The organism is Laceyella sacchari (genome assembly GCF_024927925.1).
Lineage (GTDB): Bacteria > Bacillota > Bacilli > Thermoactinomycetales > Thermoactinomycetaceae > Laceyella > Laceyella sacchari.
The window spans coordinates 1,426,405-1,446,838 of record NZ_CP103866.1 but is presented as its reverse complement, the minus strand read 5'-3'; the positions used below and the strand labels follow the sequence as shown (position 1 = coordinate 1,446,838).

Annotated in this window: 20 protein-coding genes and 1 other annotated feature; of the genes, 6 read left to right on the top strand and 14 right to left on the bottom strand. The window is 49.5% G+C overall.

Annotated elements, in window-relative coordinates; all coding sequences use genetic code 11:
* Positions 1-114: 114 nt before the first annotated feature.
* Entirely contained in the window at positions 115-831 is a 717-nt protein-coding gene (locus tag NYR52_RS07290) for a PIG-L deacetylase family protein (RefSeq protein ID WP_259436595.1), read from the top strand.
* 58 nt (positions 832-889) lie between these two features.
* On the opposite strand, the gene NYR52_RS07285 is transcribed toward NYR52_RS07290, so the two are convergent.
* A complete protein-coding gene (locus NYR52_RS07285) occupies positions 890-1,489 on the bottom strand; it encodes a genetic competence negative regulator (protein ID WP_132220187.1) in 600 nt (199 codons plus the stop codon).
* A 173-nt stretch (positions 1,490-1,662) separates the two neighbouring features.
* Entirely contained in the window at positions 1,663-2,229 is a 567-nt protein-coding gene (locus NYR52_RS07280) for a CPBP family intramembrane glutamic endopeptidase (protein ID WP_259436594.1), read from the bottom strand.
* Positions 2,230-2,354: 125 nt separating this feature from the next.
* Between NYR52_RS07280 and NYR52_RS07275 the strand changes: the two genes are divergently transcribed.
* Positions 2,355-2,564: a ferredoxin gene (locus NYR52_RS07275; RefSeq protein WP_022738423.1), complete on the top strand. Its 210-nt coding sequence runs from the start codon at positions 2,355-2,357 to the stop codon at positions 2,562-2,564.
* A 432-nt stretch (positions 2,565-2,996) separates the two neighbouring features.
* Here the strand turns inward: NYR52_RS07275 and NYR52_RS07270 are convergent, their stop codons facing one another.
* From NYR52_RS07270 to NYR52_RS07260, 3 genes are all read right to left on the bottom strand, one after another.
* Positions 2,997-3,617: a hypothetical protein gene (locus NYR52_RS07270; protein ID WP_259436593.1), complete on the bottom strand. Its 621-nt coding sequence runs from the start codon at positions 3,615-3,617 to the stop codon at positions 2,997-2,999.
* A gap of 27 nt (positions 3,618-3,644) precedes the next feature.
* Positions 3,645-4,214 carry a C39 family peptidase gene (locus NYR52_RS07265; protein WP_259436592.1) on the bottom strand — a complete coding sequence of 190 codons (570 nt, stop codon included), beginning with the start codon at positions 4,212-4,214 and terminating at the stop codon, positions 3,645-3,647.
* Positions 4,215-4,406: 192 nt separating this feature from the next.
* Positions 4,407-4,748, bottom strand: a complete 342-nt coding sequence (locus NYR52_RS07260; protein ID WP_259436591.1) for a rhodanese-like domain-containing protein — start codon at positions 4,746-4,748, stop codon at positions 4,407-4,409.
* A gap of 125 nt (positions 4,749-4,873) precedes the next feature.
* Between NYR52_RS07260 and NYR52_RS07255 the strand changes: the two genes are divergently transcribed.
* Positions 4,874-5,368, top strand: coding sequence for an inorganic diphosphatase (locus NYR52_RS07255; protein ID WP_259436590.1), 495 nt, complete (start codon positions 4,874-4,876; stop codon positions 5,366-5,368).
* Between the two features lie 50 nt (positions 5,369-5,418).
* On the opposite strand, the gene NYR52_RS07250 is transcribed toward NYR52_RS07255, so the two are convergent.
* Complete coding sequence (locus NYR52_RS07250; protein ID WP_259436738.1) at positions 5,419-7,566, bottom strand: ATP-dependent helicase; 2,148 nt, start codon at positions 7,564-7,566, stop codon at positions 5,419-5,421.
* Between the two features lie 164 nt (positions 7,567-7,730).
* Positions 7,731-7,977, top strand: a binding site (T-box leader).
* 62 nt (positions 7,978-8,039) lie between these two features.
* Here NYR52_RS07250 and NYR52_RS07245 point away from each other — a divergent pair.
* From NYR52_RS07245 to NYR52_RS07235, 3 genes are all read left to right on the top strand, one after another.
* Positions 8,040-9,194, top strand: a complete 1,155-nt coding sequence (locus NYR52_RS07245) for a pyridoxal-phosphate-dependent aminotransferase family protein (RefSeq protein ID WP_132220182.1) — start codon at positions 8,040-8,042, stop codon at positions 9,192-9,194.
* On the top strand, positions 9,187-10,767 hold the full coding sequence (gene serA / locus NYR52_RS07240) for a phosphoglycerate dehydrogenase (RefSeq protein ID WP_259436589.1): 1,581 nt from the start codon (positions 9,187-9,189) through the stop codon (positions 10,765-10,767). The genes NYR52_RS07245 and serA overlap by 8 nt, the downstream gene beginning before the upstream one ends.
* 100 nt (positions 10,768-10,867) lie before the next feature.
* Positions 10,868-11,554, top strand: a complete 687-nt coding sequence (locus tag NYR52_RS07235; protein WP_132220180.1) for an SDR family oxidoreductase — start codon at positions 10,868-10,870, stop codon at positions 11,552-11,554.
* Positions 11,555-11,640: 86 nt separating this feature from the next.
* On the opposite strand, the gene NYR52_RS07230 is transcribed toward NYR52_RS07235, so the two are convergent.
* The 8 genes from NYR52_RS07230 to NYR52_RS07195 all read right to left on the bottom strand — a co-directional run bounded on the left by NYR52_RS07230 (position 11,641) and on the right by NYR52_RS07195 (position 20,238).
* On the bottom strand, positions 11,641-13,443 hold the full coding sequence (locus NYR52_RS07230; protein WP_259436588.1) for an ATP-binding protein: 1,803 nt from the start codon (positions 13,441-13,443) through the stop codon (positions 11,641-11,643).
* Positions 13,440-14,156, bottom strand: coding sequence for a response regulator transcription factor (locus tag NYR52_RS07225; RefSeq protein WP_022738409.1), 717 nt, complete (start codon positions 14,154-14,156; stop codon positions 13,440-13,442). The genes NYR52_RS07230 and NYR52_RS07225 overlap by 4 nt, the downstream gene beginning before the upstream one ends.
* 25 nt (positions 14,157-14,181) lie before the next feature.
* On the bottom strand, positions 14,182-15,381 hold the full coding sequence (ccsA, locus tag NYR52_RS07220; protein ID WP_259436587.1) for a cytochrome c biogenesis protein CcsA: 1,200 nt from the start codon (positions 15,379-15,381) through the stop codon (positions 14,182-14,184).
* A gap of 20 nt (positions 15,382-15,401) precedes the next feature.
* Positions 15,402-16,985, bottom strand: coding sequence for a cytochrome c biogenesis protein ResB (gene resB, locus NYR52_RS07215; RefSeq protein WP_259436586.1), 1,584 nt, complete (start codon positions 16,983-16,985; stop codon positions 15,402-15,404).
* A gap of 121 nt (positions 16,986-17,106) precedes the next feature.
* On the bottom strand, positions 17,107-17,820 hold the full coding sequence (locus NYR52_RS07210) for a pseudouridine synthase (protein ID WP_132220963.1): 714 nt from the start codon (positions 17,818-17,820) through the stop codon (positions 17,107-17,109).
* Positions 17,821-17,922: 102 nt separating this feature from the next.
* Positions 17,923-18,456, bottom strand: a complete 534-nt coding sequence (locus NYR52_RS07205) for a spore maturation protein (protein ID WP_022738403.1) — start codon at positions 18,454-18,456, stop codon at positions 17,923-17,925.
* Positions 18,457-18,478: 22 nt separating this feature from the next.
* Complete coding sequence (locus tag NYR52_RS07200; RefSeq protein WP_132220176.1) at positions 18,479-19,090, bottom strand: nucleoside recognition domain-containing protein; 612 nt, start codon at positions 19,088-19,090, stop codon at positions 18,479-18,481.
* Positions 19,087-20,238: a D-alanyl-D-alanine carboxypeptidase family protein gene (locus NYR52_RS07195; RefSeq protein WP_310795338.1), complete on the bottom strand. Its 1,152-nt coding sequence runs from the start codon at positions 20,236-20,238 to the stop codon at positions 19,087-19,089. Before NYR52_RS07195 ends, NYR52_RS07200 begins: the two co-directional genes overlap by 4 nt.
* Positions 20,239-20,434 lie beyond the last annotated feature (196 nt).

Sequence of the window (20,434 nt, the reverse complement as noted above, 5' to 3'; positions counted from 1 at the left end):
AAATACTAACTGCTAAAAAGACCAGTATTCAGTATACAATAATACACTAAACAACCAAAGAATGTCTCTGTTTTTTCGTATATTTAAAAACAGACGCACCAATAAGGTATAATAATGCAAGAAAACCTGACTGCTATGAAAGGATTTGACTCGAAAATGTACCAACAAGTTCTATATTGTTTTGCCCATCCTGATGACGAAACATTTACTTGCGGCGGCACTATCGCCCGCTTCCATGTAAATGGCGTCCGTCAAACGCTCTACTGCGCTACTCGCGGTGAAGCAGGTAAAACAGGTCAACCACCGCTTTGCGCACAAGAAGAGTTAGGTGATATCCGTGCGCAAGAGCTGGCTCGGGCCTGTGATGTTCTTGGCATTGATGAGTGCATCCTGCGGGATTATGGAGACGGACAATTGAGCCAACTCCCTTTCCAACAACTCGTTGACGATTTGTTTAAGATCATGGAAAGCATCCGCCCAGATCTCATTATCACCTTCCCGCCGTCTGGCATTTCTGGCCACCTTGATCATCAGATTATCCAACAGGCTACCTTGGAAGCAGTAAAGAAAACTACATTCCCTACCAAACTTTACTATATCGTCATACCAGAATCAATCGCTCATTTGCATTCTGGAAAAATTCATGCGACACCAGATGAATACGTATCCATGAAAATAGATGTCACCCCATTCCGCGCTAACATCGCCCAAGCGCTACGCGAACATAAAACCCAACATCTTTCAATAGATCGCGTCTTTCCAGGTGTGCGTGATGGCGATATCAGCCGCTTGCGTTCACATGAATATTATCAACTAGTTATACAAAAATAAAATTTTTTATACAACAAATTAATAACACACCCGGTTATTACGGGTGTGTTTATTTATCTCATCCAAAATATTGACTGATTTGGTTGATCGCATCGTTTTCACACACAACTTTACCATACTCGGTCAGCATGGCCTCTGTCACCGTGGACACTTCGCCATACTCCGACAACATGGCAATCAACGTATCCACCTGACCCTTGGACAAATGCTTCTCTCCACCAAACAGCAAATAATAGCGGTTTTGATAGGCAAATAGCTGCCCTCCTTGCATAGCATGGGCTTTCATGCGCACAGCCGCTTGGACTACGTCTTCGAAGTCGTTAAAACGGAAAATGATATCATCCGACTCTTCCATCGTCACTTCTAACTCGTACATTTCTTCCGTTTGTTCAAACTCATCGACTTCTGATTTCGGAGCCCGGCCACGGGTAACCACAACCACCATCCCTTGTGCGGGAAGGGCGAAAACTTCGACAGCTACTGGCCCAACCACTTCAAAACCCAATTCCTGATATGCGTGTTCCATCATGTCATTAAAGAGTTCATGTACTTTCGGAATATCTCTCCACATGTCCTCTTTTTGAATCCCACGATCAGCCAAATCGTCGAGAGTCAAGAAAAAGCGCACCTTATCCCCGTCTAAACGCTCGACACGCATGGCCTACCCTCCCTCGCCGGAGACTCCCACATTCAGAATATGAGGGACTGAATCTCACTGTTACGCGGTCAAGTCTCCTATTTTTCTTTATATCAATCATACACAAAAATGACTTTCCTTGCATAGGGTAATCGCATTTTTTTCTGGGCATTGCCAATCCTGAAGACGCATCCTCATTCCTTCGCTTCATACCGCAAGTAACATCCCATCACGAAATCGACAACCGCATGAGCGATCACTGCCGGGGCAAGATGACCCGTCCATTCGACCATCAGCCCAAAGACTGTTCCGACTCCGGTGACAAAGACGACCAATACCCATTTTTTTAAGTATCGGGTGTGTACAAGCGCAAATAAGAGGGCCGTTCCCCATACCCCGATCCAACCCTGCACCAAACCGCGGAACAACAACTCTTCCCCGATGGCAGCCATCACGGCGATCAACATGATATGCCACCAAGGACGACGCGCAAACAATAATTGGTTTATTCCCCCGTCATCAAAATGGTGTTCAGGCAACAAACGGATTAGCACAAATTCCATGGCCACGATGAATCCACCGACGCCGACACCCATCAGCCACATGTAAAGCTCGGCAAACGGTGTCAATTCAACATAAAGTCGATTTTTCCACCATAAATATGGAACACTCAATAAAATAAACAGCAGTTGCGTAAAATAAAAACTGATCAAGATTAATCGCTCCTGCTGGCTCCGCTGATCACAGTTGATGTCGCTCATATCGCCCCTCCTTTTTCTTGATTTACTGATTGCTCCTTGAAATCGGACACAATTCCGTCTACAATGAGGGGTGGAAGTGGACTTAACTCATTATTGGGATATATACACGGGAGGAGATTTTCACTATGCGCACATGGGTAGATAAAGATACTTGTATCGCATGTGGAGCTTGTGGCGCAACCGCTCCGGATGTTTACGATTACGATGAGGATGGCATCGCATATGTGATCCTCGATGACAACACCGGAACGGCAGACGTACCAGAAGAACTTCATGATGATGTTCGCGATGCTCAAGAAGGATGCCCGACCGACTCCATTAAAGTAGAAGAGTAATTTGTCAGTAAACATGTTGTTCACACGGTGCATGTAAGCAAGCGGTTTGGCTTCACTCACGCACCACGTGCTGTCAACAAGCGATCAACCCAGATCGCTTACATACCAGAACAACGATGAGCCACCTCTTGCCAGGTGGCTTGTTCTTTTTCGCACATACGCCGCTCAATTGCGACCTTCAAACATGTCCACCTTATAATGATAATGACTATCATTATCTTCGTCAACTCAGTTATTCATTCCCCACCATTCACCATCAATCCTGTCTATGACCTTCAACATCTATATAAAAAACCTTAGCCCAGTACAATACCGAGCTAAGGTTGTAAAAGTACACTTGGAGCCGCTGTCTGTTTTGCATCAGACTCGCCCTAAAACCCAATCTGCAGTTTTACTACAAGCTTTTAAGCCGTTTTCATGACACATCAACGGTTACTTTAGCAACTCTTTCATCTTGGCGATCACATCGGTGGAAGCAAGCTGCTTGCCAGCGGGCAGGTTTAATATTTGCGCGGCGCCTTGGCTCAGATAAATCTGTTCACCCTTGCTGGTTTTAGCGACGAAGACGCCTTGTCCTACAAATTCAAAGTAACGGATTTGGTTCTCTTTTTTCACCTCTTTTTTCGCAGCTCTGTACATGTTCATCAAATCTTTACTGCGGTTTTTCCCGCCCATTTTGATCGGTTGGACATCATCGGCGACAACTAAGCCTTCAGGTTGCTCACCTTTCATCATGAACCAGAGTTTCTCTTTGGTTGGCTGCAACATCTCAATCAGGCTGGTTCCTTTATATGATTTGATTACGTTGGCATCGGGTGTGCGGAAAATCGGAATGGAAAAAGAAGAGAGTTGGAGTCCTTCTACAGGAGTTACACTTTGAGGCATTAATGATTTGCCCTGTTTCGGGGATTTTTGTGAAACTGCTGTTAAGTAATCTTGAAAAGCTGTCTTTTCAGGCTGGTCTGAAGCGAAGCCGTTGCCGATAAATCCGACCAAGCCGATGGTGGCGACAATGGCCACTGCGGGAATGATGATTTTTAAGCTTTTAAGCATGTGAAATCTCCTCCTCGATGATTGTCATCAGTAACCAATGTCATAAATGAGCTCTCGCCAATAAAAATTGTTGTTACTTTTGAAGGCTTGAAAAGTCATGTAGTAATGGTCTCCATACCAAGGGTCCATATACTCGACATAGTTGTTATTATTCGAGGTGAAGTAGCCATCCAAAACAACAAAATGTCCGATGGTAGCTCCATTTGTCCACCAAATCAAGGGGATCATCGGTCTGCCGTTGTTGATTTGCGATTGGATAAATGAATAGTTGGGGTATTGCCAATTGCCATAGTAGTTGGTCCATCTGGATCTCAAGCCGTAGGTGGACAACCCTCTTTGAATCTCACTGCTGGTGGCCGGGTTATTGTAGTACCCACCTTTGACCGCATAAGCGAAATTGTATTGCGAAACATTCTTGCCTTTATATTGCGAAACTGCGGCACCGCTTGCCGCCCAACACCAGTTGCTGTAATCTTGCTTGATTTCGGGCACATAAGCGCCGTACGCCTTTGCTTGATCCGGTGCCGTCAACTGGAGGCTCACCGCAGACAGCAAAGCGAAAAGAGCTGTCATCACAAAAAGTCGAATCTTATTCACTGATGCACTTCCTCTCTATGGTGATGATCGTACTGAAAAATTTAAATTCGCTATTTAAATAAAAACCCCTTCTTCAAAAGCGAAATAGAAGAAGAGGCAACATAAATTGTCGATAATTATTAAAAACTTATTATTATATAAGAATTTATTTATTATATTTTCAGAAGGAATTATGTCCGTTCTATGCTGCTGTTATTCTTCTTCCTGCTCCAAATAAAGCAACACTTCCGCTAAACCGCCGTCCACATTTACCACATCCGCGTAACCTTGCTGCAATAAAAAATTGGCGGCGTGTAAACTGCGAACTCCATGAGCGCACAAGAGGTAAATTGTTTTGTTCGGATCGATCTCCGTTAACCGCTCCGGCAACGAGCCAAGTGGCATGAGTTTGCAATGCTCCAAATGAACCATTTCCCATTCTGCGGGTTCGCGCACGTCGATCACTTCAATGTGGTGCGCCCCCAACTCTCCATTCAAGTATTTCTGTGCAAACACACTGGGTGAGATGTGATACTTGCTTTGATCGTTTTTCATAACTGCTCTCCTTTATTGATTTATTGTTTCACAGTGTCTTTTCATTTGCTTCTTTATTCAAAACCGACTAAAATGATGGTTGAGTGATTTTACAGCTTCATTGTACATATAGAGGAGGAAAGCTCATGTCTAACCAACTGATTGTGGATGCTTTTATTGAGATTCCTACAGGAAGCCAAAACAAATACGAATTCGACAAAGAGAAAGGCGTATTCCGTCTTGACCGGGTGCTTTACTCCCCCATGCATTATCCAACCGAATACGGTTACCTCGAAAACACCTTGGCTGAAGATGGAGATCCATTGGACATCCTTGTCCTGACCAGCTTCCCAACCTTCCCTGGTTGTGTAATCTCCAGCCGGGTGATCGGCGTGCTGCTCATGTCCGACGACAAAGGTCCAGACGAAAAAGTATTGGCCGTGCCTGTGGATGACCCACGTTTCGATGGCGTAAACAGCTTGGATGATGTGGCTCCACACGTCCTGAAAGAAATCGAACACTTCTTCCGCGTCTACAAAGACTTGGAAAACAAAGAAACCAACATCATCGGCTGGAAAGACGCTGCATTCGCCGCCGAACTCTACCAACAATGCCTCGACCGTTACCAACAAAATAAATAATCAGCCAACCCCTTGCTTTGCGTTTTTTCGTGAAGCAAGGGGTTTTTTGTTCATTCCGGGCAGGACAACAGGCCTAATTGCCGTGACAGCTCATAGTGGAGGGATTGCGTTTGGCCTGGGAAGCGTACCAGAATTTTTCGTCCCGGCGCCACTCCGGCAAGCGGCGTCACTTCCACAATGCTCCCCACACCGAAGCGAATGTGGTTAACTGACATCCCTGGTGCCACTTCTTCACTGGCAAAGCGGAGTTGGGGCTGGGCTTTGCTCATTGCGCGGGCAGACGTAAACACCTGGGCCGTTCGCTCCAACTCTCGCTTGCGTTCAAGCGGGGCACTCGTGGACATGCGCTCTCCCCCATGTCCCAATTCCTTTGCAAACGGGGATGGCGCCACTCTTTTGCCTTGCCTGGTTTGGCTGACAGAAAGCCAGCACTCCGTTTTAGCCCGAGTCATCCCCACATACAAAAGGCGCCGCTCCTCTTCCCACGCGGCCGCTTTTCGTTGTTCCGATACCTGTAGGCTTCGGTGGTGTGGAAGTACCATCGCATGTAACCCGATGATATAGACACGATCAAATTCCAATCCTTTTGAACGGTGAAGGGTCATCAGTTTGACAGGAGCAGTCGCATCAGAATGGCGCAATTGCCGCTCAACTTCTTGCGCATGAGCCAAGAGTCCTTGTCCATTCGCAAAATGGCGAGCCGCCAAGGCCAACTCATCCAAAGGTTCAAACAGGCTGGCTAGATCACTTCCCGTTTCCTTGGCAAATGATTCCAGGTAACGGTCATAACCGATGCGTTCACGAATATAAGCCACTGCTTCCTCGGCGTTCATCTCCGTCAAGCGCGGGACTTGATCCCGCAACTCACTCAAATACCGAATTTGGTAAGGTTCCAATCCATCCAAGCCGGGCAACGCCGCCAACAATGATCCCCCATGTTTTTTCGCCCTTGCCCAACAAGCGTCAATCCAATCCTCATTGTAAAGATAGCGTTTAGGCTTATTAATAATCCGCACCAGCGCGTCAAGGTCTTGTGAATTCCAAGCCAATTTTAAATAGGCGAACACGTCTTGAACTTGCCACCGCCGGTAAAACGAACTTTCCCCCGACGCGACCATAAAGGGAATCCTTTTGCGCACCAGTGCATCCACTACCGCGCGGGCCTGGGTCGATGTACGGTAGAGAATGGCCGTTTCCATCCCATCAGTCAGGTGGGTCAAGATCTGTTCTGCCTCCTCTTCCTCATCAAGCGGCTCCATCCACTTCACATCTGGCCCCCTCACCCCGGTTCCCGCCCGCGGTTTCCGCTGCCGGCGGCGGTTGTGGCGAATCAATTGTTCACTTGCTTGAATCAATTCTTCGGTAGAACGGTAATTGACAGACAGAATGATCCGCGTTAGCTCGGGGAAATCTTTGTTTAGTTCAAGCATAAATTTGGGGTCGCTTCCGCGGAATCCATAGATGGATTGATCGTCGTCCCCTACCACAAACAAATGGCGGTGTTTCGCCGCCAATTTCACCAAGATCTCGTACTGCACCCGATTGATATCCTGAAACTCGTCCACCAGTATATGTAGGAACTTCGTTTGCCAGTGGGAAAGCCATTCCGATTGCCGACAACATGCATGCACAGCTAAAAGAATGTCATCATAATCCCACATTCCACGTTCCGATTTCATGCTTTCATATGCCATATACAAATCCCGGAAGAGAATATTCTTCTGTTTCTCGACTCGCAACCGTGCCGGCAAAATCCCATTGTTTTTGCACAGTCCAATTTGGTTTAGATAAGTGGACACCGTCTCTTCATCGGTCGGTAATTCCCGCTCCGCTAACAAGTCTCGCATCACAGCGGTCTGTTCGGCTTGTCCCATAAGAGGAGGAACGTTGCAACCGCTCTCGCGCAACATCTGCAAAAACAACGAATGAAAAGTGCCAACGGCCAACTCCCGGGTGCGAGCAGGCATCACTTGTTCCAATCGCTCCCGCATCTCCCGCGCGGCGGCCCGGGTAAATGTGACCAACATCAACTGGTTCGCCGGGATGCCCTGTTCCAACAAATACAACACGCGCCGGGTCAGCACCGTCGTCTTCCCACTACCCGGACCGGCAAACACGGCTGTGGGGCCGATCGGCGCGGTCACCGCCTTCCGTTGCTCGTCATTCAACCCACTTAACAACATCTCCATTCCCGACACTTGCAGCAACTCGCGTCCTCCTTTCCTTGATGTTTACGCTCATTTCGATTAGGTTATATCTTATCACAAATCAGCTGACACGCTTAACCCAGCAAAAAAATTTTTTACTCTTCACAGTTGACACTACTGATTCAACATGCTAAATTAGGTATCAAATTTAGATTAGCAACGCGATGAAGGAGCCAAGTATCAATGGCGAACTCTCAGAGAGCCGATGGTTGCTGTGAATCGGCAGTTTGCCTGATGCGGAGCACTCCCGAGTGGCTGATTGAACCGCTAAGAAGTAGATCAGCACGGTTGACCCGTTATCCACTAGAGTCGATATGGCAGGTCATGCCCATCGACTCGCCAAGGCTGTCAGCGTGAGCCGACAGCGAATGAGGGTGGCACCACGTACCCCACGTCCCTCTGCCCAAACAAATGGGTGGAGTAGGCGTGGGGTTTTTTATATAAGACGAAGGAGGAAATACAAGATGAATTGGCAAGATAAAGCCCATTTACGAATTCCCGGACCAACCCCGATCCCACTTCGGATCCAACAAGCGATGTCCCAGCCGATGATCGGGCACCGCGGACAGGCGGCCTCTCGATTGTTGCAGGAATGTGCGACATCGTTGCGCACTCTGTTTGGCACAACCCATACCCCGCTCATTTTGACAGGAAGCGGCACCTCCGCTTTGGAAGCAGCCGTAACCAATGCGGTACAACCGGGGGATGAAGCGATTGTTGTGGTGACAGGGGCTTTCGGAGATCGTTTCGCCAAAATAGTGGAACGATACGGAATTGCCTTGCATCGATTGGATGTCCCGTGGGGAACCTCTTGTTCACCTGAGCAGTTGGCTGCCTTCGTGCAAGAACATCCCCGGGCCAAGGCAGTATTCCTCACTTATTGCGAAACTTCCACCGCCGTGCTCAATCCTATTGCCGACCTGGCTAAAGTGGTCCGCGAACATTCAGACGCGTTGGTTATCGTCGACGGTGTCAGCTGTCTGGGCGCAGTCCCCTGCCACATGGATGACTGGCAGGTGGATATCATGGTGACCGGTTCCCAAAAAGCGTTGATGCTTCCACCCGGCCTCGCTATGGTCGCAGTGAGTGAACGAGCGTGGAAACGCATTGAACAGCAAACACAGCCCCGTTTTTATCTCGATCTCACTGCGTACAAGCGAAGCATGGAACAACATTCCGCTCCATACACCCCGGCCGTATCTCTGTTGTACGGTTTGAAGGAAGCATTGCTCATGCTGGAAGAAGAAGGATGGGAAAACGTCTTTGCACGTCATCAACGCTTAATGCGCATGACCCGTGCGGGGCTTAGGGCACTAGGATTGCCGTTACTCACTTCTGACGATGACGCTTCCCCGACGGTCACCGCCATCGACGGACGGCAAACGGCATGGGATACAGAGTCCTTGCGCAAACACATGAGCGAAATGAACGTCACCATCGCTGGCGGCCAACAACATCTGAAAGGCCAAATTGCCAGAATCGGCCACATGGGTTACTGCGATGAGCTAGACGTGCTTACTGTCTTGGGTGTGTTGGAGATGGCATGTTTTAAAATGGGCGTACCTGTAGAATTGGGAACTGGCGTAAAAGCAGCACAAGAGGTGATGTTGCATGTATAAAGTATTGATTACCGACCCGTTGAGCGATCAGGGCATTGACAAACTGTTGCGGGCCGAAGACGTCGAAGTGGTGCGAAAAGTCGGTTTGACAGGCGAGGCATTGTTATCAGAAATCGCCACTGCTGATGCTCTATTGGTACGAAGTCAGACCAAAGTGACTGAAGAAGTGATCAATCAAGGTAACCGGTTGAAAGTGATCGCCCGCGCCGGCGTTGGTGTTGACAACATTGATATCCCCGCAGCCACTAGAAAAGGGGTGATCGTCGTCAACGCCCCCGACGGCAACACGATTTCCACCGCTGAACACACATTTGCCATGCTCATCTCCTTGGCTCGCAACATTCCGCAGGCTCACCGTACCGTGATAAACGGAGAATGGAACCGAAAAGCTTTTGTCGGGGTGGAGTTGAACCAAAAAACGTTGAGCATCATCGGCTTTGGGCGAATCGGTTCGGAATTGGCCAAACGGGCCAAAGCGTTCCGCATGAACGTGATCGCCTTCGACCCCTATCTGACTGAAGAGCGGGCTCAAAAATTTGGCGTACAAAAAGCATCTTTCAACGAAGCGATTGCCGCTGGCGACTTTATCACCGTGCACACTCCGCTTACCAAAGAAACACGCCATATGATCAACCATGAGGTGTTCGACAAAATGAAAGACGGCGTCCGCATCCTCAACTGCGCCCGTGGTGGCATCATCGACGAAGCCGCTCTTTATGACGCCATTGTTTCCGGCAAAGTCGCCGGGGCTGCTCTTGATGTGTTTGAGGTTGAACCGCCAGGCAATCACCCGTTGTTTACTTTGCCGCAGGTGATATGTACGCCGCATTTGGGTGCTTCCACCATTGAAGCGCAGGAAAATGTGGCGGTGGATGTGTCCGAAGAAGTGCTTCATATCCTGCGTGGCGAGCCGTTTAAAAATGCGGTCAATCTCCCTTCCATCCCGGCGGAATTACAACAAAAACTGGCTCCTTACCATGAGTTGGTCGAAAAGCTGGGGCATTTCGTAGGCCAAATGGCCACCGAGGCGATCAAAGAAATCACCATAACGTACGCTGGGGAACTGGCTGAAGGGGACGTGGCTCCCCTTACGCGGATGATGCTAAAAGCAGTCCTTTCACACCATCTAGCAGATATCAACTTTGTGAACGCCCCCCACTTGGCCAAACAGCGTGGCATACATGTGCTGGAACAGAAATCGGGACACAGCCATGGCTTCACTCAATGGCTAAACATTGAAGTCAAAACGGACAAAAACCAGCATCAAGTAAGTGGCACCTTGCTCAACGGTTTTGGGCCACGCATCATCAAGATCGACCAATTCCCGGTTGATGTTGCTCCCAAGGGACATCTGCTGTTCATCCAGCATCGGGATCAACCGGGCGCCATCGGCCGAGTTGGCACATTGCTGGGCAGCCGGGACATCAACATCGCCACCATGCAGGTCGGTCGAAAGCAAGCAGGAGGACAGGCGATCATGATCCTCCGCATTGACAAAGCAATTCCTAACGACTTGATGAACGCTTTGAAACAAATGGATGAGATCCAATCGGTAATGGAAATCGACCTGTAAGCCTCTCTTGTCCGCTGCTGGTGAATGGGATAAACTAGCAATAGTTTGTTTATTCGTGACCGGACGCGATCCGTCACGGCATCAAGGAGGACTGCCAACCATGGAACTGAACGGAAAAGTTGCTATTGTCACCGGAGCCAGCAAAGGATTGGGAGAAGCCATCACCAAACGGTTGGCCTTGGGCGGGGCGACAGTCATCGCCAGCGCCCGAAGCCAAGCCAAGCTGGAAGCAGTGGCAGAAACCCATCCTGAGCGGATTCACCCATTTGCCTGTGACGTCACGAACAGTCAACAAGTGCAAGACTTAGTGCAATTCGCGATCCAACGTTTTGGTCGGTTGGATGTGCTGATCAACAACGCCGGTCTCGGCCACTTCGCCCCCGTTGACGAACTCACCGAGTCGCAATGGGATGAAATGATGAATGTTAATCTCAAAGGAGCCTTCCTCACTTGCAAATATGCGATTCCCCATCTCAAGGCGACGGAAGGACATATCGTCAACATCTCCAGTGTAGCCGGGACGGAAGCTTTTGCTCGCGGGGGCGGGTACTGCGCATCCAAGTTCGGATTGATGGCGTTAACCGACGCGTTGACCCAAGAATTGAAACCGCACCATGTGAAAGTCTCCGCTTTGTGTCCTGGCTCCATCAAGACCGAATTCGGTCGGCAAAAAGACTACGCGATGGAAGCGGAGCAAGTCGCTGAAGCGGTCTGGACCATTGTGTCCGCACCCAAGGGAGTCATCTACAATACCATCATCATGCGTCCGCTGGTACCCGCCAAGTAAAAGGCTGCAACCCAATCAGGAAAATACGCGTAGCGGGCAATAATAAAAGACCGTCACCCCACTTAGGGTAACGGTCTTTTTCTTTTTTATGCGTACAACACTTCATCAGCCACACGTACAGGCAACTCTACGATAAAGACGGTGCCTACACCCAGTTGGCTCTTCACCGACACGGTGCCTCCGTGGGCAGTGACCAGATGCTTCACAATGGACAGACCCAAGCCTGTTCCACCGGACTTCCCTCTGGTTCGTGCTTTGTCCGCTTTATAAAAACGTTCAAAGACGAAGGGTACATCCTCTTCGGGAATACCCGAGCCCGTGTCTTCCACTTCCAAAAAGATGCGTTCTCCTTTCTGATACACATGGACTGTCACAGACCCGCCCGTAGGTGTATGGCGGATCGCATTGTCCACCAGATTGGTCAACACTTGCTCAATCTTGTCTTCATCCCAAAACACCGTCGGCAAATGTTCGGCCAAATCCGCTTCCAAACGGACTTCTTGTTCTCGCGCAAGATTTTGGAATTTGCGGATGACCCGCTGCACGAATTTGTCCAATGGCTTCTCGGCCGGCTCCACTTGAATGTGACCCGCCTCCATTCGGGCCAAATCCAGCAGTTCGCGCACCAAGCGCCCCATCCGTTGCGATTCCTCGTTGATCACTTGTGCAATCTCTCTCCGCTCTTCCGGCGTTTCCGCTATATCGTCGAGCAAAGCTTCGCTGTAACCTTGCAACATCGCCAAAGGCGTTCTCAATTCATGCGACACATTGGCAACGAAGTCCTTGCGCAACTTGTCCAAGCGCCGTTCTTCCGTAACATCCCGCAACACGGCCACCACTCCGCGCACTTGATCGCCCGCATACAGTGGCGACATCATGACAACCCACGTGCGCCCATGTTCCGAGATGTCCTCCGTATGTTCTTGCGTATCCTCGATCACCTTATTAAAGAGCGCTTGTAAAGAAGGGGGCAGAGCATTTTTCTTCACTTCTCCTCTCCACAACGACAAAAAGCCTTCGCCGATGGGATTGGTCATGATGATTTTGCCAAACTTGTTGATGGTCAGCACACCATCGGACATGCTTCGCAAAATGCTTGCCAACTGCTCCTTCTCCTGCGACAACTGGTGAATTGTGTCTTCCAGCTGTGAGGCCAAGCGGTTGAAAGTCATAGCCAGCTCGGCGATTTCATCCCGTTCGTGGTAGCGCACCGGCACCCGTGTCGAAAATTCCCCACGGGCCATTTTCTCCACCGCGCGCTTCATCTGGATCAAAGGTTGCGAAATGCGCGAGGACAAGAAGAAGGCGAAAATCGTCGTCAAGACGATGCCGATCAGGAACGTGTAGAAAATCCACCGTTTAATATCGGATTCGCTCAATTGATCCTGGACTTGATACAACACGATGGCGCCCGATGGCTTTTTATCCTTGATATAAGGCACCGCCACCAGCAAAATATCGTTCTTTAACAATGGATTTCCCGGACGGGGGTTGGTTTGCAATCGCACCTTCCCCCGCATGGTAATTGACTGACCCTTTAAGACCTTCTTTAACTCTTCATCCGTCAATATCTCCCGCCACTGCACGTTGGGCACGTGCGGCGAAACCCCAATGGGGCTAACAGAGCCACTCGCGTCCAACACCACCAAGTATGTACCGAATTCGGACGCCCCCATCAGCACATTGTTGAGATATTGGGTCTGGTTGGGGCCGGCCTCTTTCAATTGGGTTTGAATACGCGTCGCCAACTTCTCCAAACTTTGTCTTTGCCCTTCGACATAGCTGTTCTCGATTTGTTCGCTCAAAAACAGGCTCAACAACACCAAGATCAACGTGACGAGAATAATAATAGTCAACCATAATTTACCGACAACACTTCTTAAGATCACTCTTTCGGCACCTCTAACTTATAACCGACTCCCCAAACAGTGGTGATCATCTTAGCGGCTCTGGAGGAAGCACGGTTGAGTTTCTCGCGCAAACGTTTCACATGCGTGTCAACCGTTCTCAAATCCCCAAAAAATTCATAATGCCACACATCGCGGAGCAATTGTTCCCGTGTGAACACTTTGTCTGGGGATTTGGCCAAGTAGTACAGCAGCTCGTATTCTTTGGGCGTAAGTTGAATTTTTTTGCCCCCTGCTTTCACCTCATGCGCATCGTGGTCGATGGTCAGCTCGGGGAATACGAGTACATTGTGCGTCTCCGTATCCGTAGTGAGGAAAGCGGTGGCCGAAGCCCGTCTCAGCACCGCCTTCACCCGATGAACCAACTCGCGCGGGCTGAATGGCTTCACCACATAATCGTCGGTTCCTGCCTCAAATCCTTCCACACGATTGGCCTCTTCTCCTCTCGCTGTCAGCATAATAATGGGGGTTGCCTTCTTTTTGCGAATCTCCCCGCATACATCCAACCCATCCATCCCCGGTAACATCAAGTCGAGCAAAATCAAATCATAATCTGTAGAAAACGCCATTTCCAAAGCGATTTCGCCGTTTTCCGCCTCATCGATCAAATAACCTTCCCGCTCCAGATACATGCGGAGCAGACGACGGATACGATCTTCATCATCAACTACAAGAATGTGATATTGTTTTTCCATTGCACTTTCACCCCGGCTGTTAAACTTATGCGTAAGAATGTAAACCTGAGATGACCAAATTAATCACAATTAGGTTAATCATGATTATGACAAAACCGCCAACTGCCAGCCAAGCCGACTTGGCGCCATGCCATCCGCGCGACAGGCGGAGATGGAGATATGCGCTGTAGAACAACCAGGTAATGAGCGCCCACACTTCTTTCGGATCCCATCCCCAAAAACGGCCCCAAGCCTCATGCGCCCAAATCATGGCAAAAATCAGTGCGCCCAGCGTGAAGATCGGAAAGCCGATAGCAATAGCGCGATAGCTGATTTCCTCTACCAGATCGGGATTTACCCGGCTCACCATGGGGTGGAGAATTCCTCGAAGCGGCTTTTTGGCAATAAGCCGGATCAACCCGTACAGAATCGCTCCGCTGATGACGCCCCACAAGACCGAGTTGAGTTGTGATGCGGCATCTTTCCCTTTCATCCAACTCGGCGCTTCCATTAACGGTTGGCCCAAGCCCGCAAAGCGATCGATGCTGATCACTTCACTGTCATGCGGCGCAACCAAAGGCGGCAAGGAGTACTCCTGCACGGCCGGCTGCCCGTCGACGATATGTGAAAATTTCGCTTCATAGTTCATGGTTTTAAATGCCATATTCACCGCACTAAAGCCCACAAACATCAAAACGATCACCAGAGTAATTTCTAACCATCTGGCATTTTTTCCTTCTTTCTCTCTACCAAACTGAAACACCAAATAGATCAGGCCAGCCACAAAGCCAACCCCGAACGCCCCTTGGCCAAGCGCAGCAGTTGATACGTGTACCGGCAACCAGATGCTCTGCAACGCGGGAATCAGCGGCTGAACCTCATGCGGGAACACCGAAGCATACGCCAGCAAGACCACCGCAAGCGGCATCACAAAAGCCCCCAATACCGACGAGCGGTACATGAAATAAAGAATGATAAACGCGATGACGATCGTGAAGCACAAAAACGCCGTAAACTCAAACATATTACTCGTCGGCCAGTGCCCGCCGATCAGCACCCGGGTGATAATAAACATCAATTGAAATACCACGCCGACGATGCTCATCCCGATGCCGATATTTCCCCACAAACGGCTCTTGGGACTTTCCTTCTCCGATCCTTTGTTGGTCCCCATCACAAAGGCGACAGTGGATAATAGGTAAAGGAAAAAGGTACACAAAAGGAGATTTTCCATCAACTGTTCCATCGTTTCCTATCCTCCCATGCTCAGTTGCGTTTCACTTGGAGTGTGTCAAATTCACCTGTCAGTTTGAGTTCGCGCTCCAAACTGTACCAGTTTTTGTTCGTGTGCGCACCGATATAGAGTCGCCCATCATCCACAAGCGCCCACACTCGGCGATGATGCCAATAGAAGCCCATCACCAAGCCGATCATGCAGATGACCCCACCAAACAGGATCACATTCAGGCTCTTGTCAACACGAACCATCAGACCCGTTGAATCGACCATCTTCATGCCCGCCAAGTCTATCGCATACCTATTTTCTTTCGTCAACTCATCGAGGTTTTGGCCGGAAATCACCCAGGAACGCTCCCCTTTAGCTTGTCCTTTTTCTCTCACTTCAAAGACAAACGCCGGTTTGTTCGGATCGGGAGACTTGGTTATCGGCCGGTTATTCTCCAACGCGAAGTCCGGATAGTAATCGAGCAAAACCACTTCTTTGTCCTTCACCCGAAAAACTTGATTTGGCTTCAAATCATATAGATCTACAGTGAATTTTCCCAACGCCTTCCCGCTTTCTTTGTCCACCAACTTCAAGTCGAGCGCATCCAACAATCCGATGCGAAAGTCGGCTTGCACCAGTCGGAGATCTTTATAGGCGAGCGGATGGTTGACGAGAATCGAACCTTTGGCCACCGGCTTCAGCTTGCCAGTATCCCATTCTTTCTCGTACAGCACGGCGCGGGTTTCGTATTTTTGGGCGATTGGCCCCGCATCCTGCTTCGACTTGGGCACGTTTTTTTGATCATAGAAGGTGATGTCAAAACCCTCATTCTTAACATAATAAGGCAATTCAGGGACTTTTTTCACTTCCCCTTCGCGCACCCACATTGTTTCATCCAAGTACCAACCAGGCACATAACGCAACAAAACACCGAATAAGAAAATAATCAAGCCAATGTGATTGATATAAGGCCCCCATCGGCTAATGCGCCCTTTTTCCGCAAGCAAAGCGTTTCCTTCTCGTTTAACCTGGTATCGCTTCGATTGTAACGCTTGCTCCAGCTTCGCCAACTTCTCATCTGCTTCCTCCGCTGTAAGAGCGGTTTCGGCAGTGATCCGTTGCCGCTTCAAAAAATCGACGCTTTTTCTTACCTGTTGGTTTTTCAAAGCTTTGTATAATGGGATCACGCGGTCAAGGCTACATACCACCAGCGAAATCCCGATCAAGGAGACCATCGTGAAAAACCACCATGAATTGTACATATCGGAAAAGCCAAAGATGTGGAACCATTTGCCCCACAACCCGTATTGCTTTTCATAATAAGCCGCGGGATCGCTCGATGGAACAAACTTCTCTTGTGGGAAGATCGTCCCGATGCCAGCCGCGATTAATGTGATAATGATGAGAATGATGGCCACTTTAACCGAAGAGAAAAAGTTCCATACCATATCAAAAGGAGAGGACTGAAAGGTTTGCGAACGCCGCGCTTTCCCTTCATATCGCATCTCCTGAACAATGGTCTCTTTCCCTTTGGTTTCTTCATCAAGCGGTTTCCCGCAACTCTCGCATAATATGGTGCCGACGGGGTTATTGTGACCGCATTCACATTTTGAATTCTCAATCAAGGCTATCTCTCCCCCCGTTTTTCAACCCCTTGCTTTGTAACTCTACAATCTTCCAACTTACATTATAACGCCTGTCTTTTTAACCACGGTACTGCAATTTGAAGATTATATGAAAACCCTTTTATGTGAGTAACTGCCGCAATCTATCCAGTTCTTGGCGGGTTAACTCGCGGTATTCCCCCCGCTTCAATCCCTGAAGCGTAAGAAACGCCAACTTTGTCCGGATCAAATGGGTAATCGGAAGGCCAACTGCTTCGCACATTCTCCGCACTTGGCGATTGCGCCCTTCCCTGATGGTGAGTTGCAATTTGGTTTGGATATCGTCTTGAGACAAGATCCGGACTTTAGCCGGGGCAGTCCAACCATCCTCCAGCTTCACCCCTTTGCGCAACTTTTCCAAATCGGCCGGGCTTGGTCGTCCCTTCACGGTGGCCACATATGTCTTGTCCACTTCATATCGCGGATGAATCAAACGGTTGGCAAGTTCCCCGTCATTGGTCAACAACAACAGGCCTTCCGTATCATAATCCAGCCGCCCCACCGGATAGACGCGTTCGGGTACGGAGCGGAAATAATCCGCAACCACCCGCCGCCCTTGCGGATCGGACATGCTCGTGATGACACGCAATGGTTTATAAAATAAAAACACTCGTTTTTGTTCCTGTTTTACCAACGCCCCATTCACTTCAATTCGGTCCCGCGCCGGGTCGACTTTGACTCCCAATTGGGTGACAACTTTCCCGTTCACCTTCACTTTTCCGGCTTTAATCAGCTCCTCGGAGTGGCGCCTCGACGCAACACCGGCATGAGCCAGCACCTTTTGCAGACGTTCAATCACTATGATTCACCTCTATGTCATCTTAACCGTTTCAGCTGGGGGACACAAGTGTGCGCACCGGAACAAAAAAAAGACCTGGTTCCAGGCCAATAGACGAGATTATAAATATAGGATGGAACAAATCCCCAATGATGCGAGAAAACCGATCAAATCCGCCCACAATCCAACCTTCAGCGCATACAGGGAGTTACGAATGCCGACCGCCCCGAAATACACGGTCAAAACGTATAGTGTCGTGTCGGTGCTGCCTTGGATCGTGGATGCCAATTTGCCCAAAAAAGTGTCAGGGCCGTGCGTGCGAAGGATGCTCTCGACAAAGGCCAATGAACCCGTACCCGAGATCGGGCGCAGAATGCCAATTGGCACCACTTCCTCGGGAATGTGAAAAAATGATAATACCGGAGTGAGGAACTGCAAATAAAACTGCATTGCGCCGGTATCCCGGAAGATGGCGACTGCCACCATCATTCCCACAAGATGAGGAATAATGGAAACGGCGGTGGGAAACCCTTCTTTGGCTCCTTCAATAAAGCTTTCATAGATTGGCACGCGTTGGAACAAAGCGTACAGGGGGATGAACACCAGCAAGGCCGGCAACATGATTTTGGATATGAGCGAAACCGCTTCAAACATCAAACACTCCCCCTTTCCCCTGTCATTTCCAATGCGGCTTCAACAAGCCTGAACGGTCAAACGTGCGGTGCTGGTAGTAGCGATCCAGCAACACGGCCATCGATGTGGCTATAAATGTGGCAAGCAGCGTCGGGCCAATGATCTCCGTTGGCTCCACCGACCCGTACTTGAGCCGGATACCAATAATCGTTGTCGGAATCAGCGTCAAGCCGGAAGTGTTCAACGCCAGCAACGTGCACATGGCCGGTGTCGCCGTCTTGGGATCAGGATTCAGCTTCTGCAACTCCTCCATGGCTTTCAATCCCATCGGAGTTGCGGCGTTTCCCAAGCCAAACAAATTGGCGCTCATATTGGACAAGATGTAACCCATCGCCGGATGTTCCGGTGGCACTGTAGGAAATAGAAACCGCGCGACCGGCCTCATCAGCCGGGCCAACTTCTCCAACAACCCCGCATCTTGTGCAATCCGCATCATTCCTAGCCAAAACACAAGAATGCTGATCAGGCCGATACACACAGCCACCGCATCCTTCGCCCCGTTCAACGCCGCATTGGTCACCAGATCGAACCGGCCTTGGGCCGCTGCGGCAACCACGCCGCTTAAGATCATAAAAAACCAAATCCAGTTGATCATCGCTCCGCCCCCTGCCATACCATCAATCCGATCCATTCTTTCATTTCATGGAAAATGGATCGTTCTGGATGCATCTTCACCACCAATGGTATGGCGCCGATCTGCTCTTCCCTGAGGAAAATCCGGGCACTTCCCACCTGCTGATGGTTATGTTTCACCATCTTGAGCGGAAAACTGATGACCGGTTCAACCACCACTTGCCCCTTTTCCTGATCTGTCAGCGGATAGGAAAACGACGCTCCTGCGATAATATCAAAACGTTTATCCTCCGCCGTCAGGTGTGCTTCTTTGGAAATGACTTGTCCTTTCCGCAAGATCGACACCAAATCATAGTGCTGAAAACCATATTCCAGCATGCTCATGGAATCGCGCCAGTCATCACCATCATTCAACGTTACCGTCACCAACTGGTGCCCGTCTTTTGTGGCTGAGGAGACCAACGTGCGGCGGGCTTTTTTGGTGAATCCCGTTTTTACACCATCAGCCCATTTGTATAAGCGCAACATTTTATTCTTGTTATAAAATTTACGATGCCATTTCTCTCCGGGCCATGGGACAGTTTTCACTTCCGTCTTCACGATTTCTTGAAAGACAGGATTCTGCAAGGCATATGAGGCCAATACTGCCAAATCTCGCGCCGACGAATAATGACCTTCAGCATCCAGCCCATGGGGGTTGACAAAATGAGTGTGCGATAACCCCAAATATTCAGCCTTTTCATTCATCATATAAACAAAACCTTCAATTGAACCGCCCACGTGTTCCGCAATGGCAACTGCCGCGTCATTGCCCGAGCGGAGCATTAATCCATACAACAACGTTCGCAATGGGATCTTTTCCCCCAACTTGAGATAAATGGACGACCCCTCCACTCCGACCGCCCGCGGCCCAACCGTCACCAACTCATCCAACTTTCCATTTTCAATCGCCACGATCGCCGTCATAATTTTCGTGAGGCTGGCAATCAACATTTCTCGGTCGGCGTTCTTTTCAAATAAAACACGGCCAGATGTGACATCGACACAGATCGCAGCTTGCGCGCCGGGAGCGATGTCGATGGTCTCCTGCGCCGCCACCGGTTGCACTCCCACCATCCATCCCCATACCGCAACGATCAGAACCGCTCCCCATCGTTTTAGCTTCACCATTCATTCACCCCATTGCTCCGTCTGGGTTTGTACCAATATATGCAAAGGGGACAAGAATATGTGAAAACAACGACACGGCACATTCGCCATATCGTTGTTTTCCATAAACACGTATCGACATTAGAAAAACCTTTTCCCGCAAAGCCCAGCTCCCTCCGGAGCGAGATCTTTAAGAAATTCGGTCAAACAGTCCTCG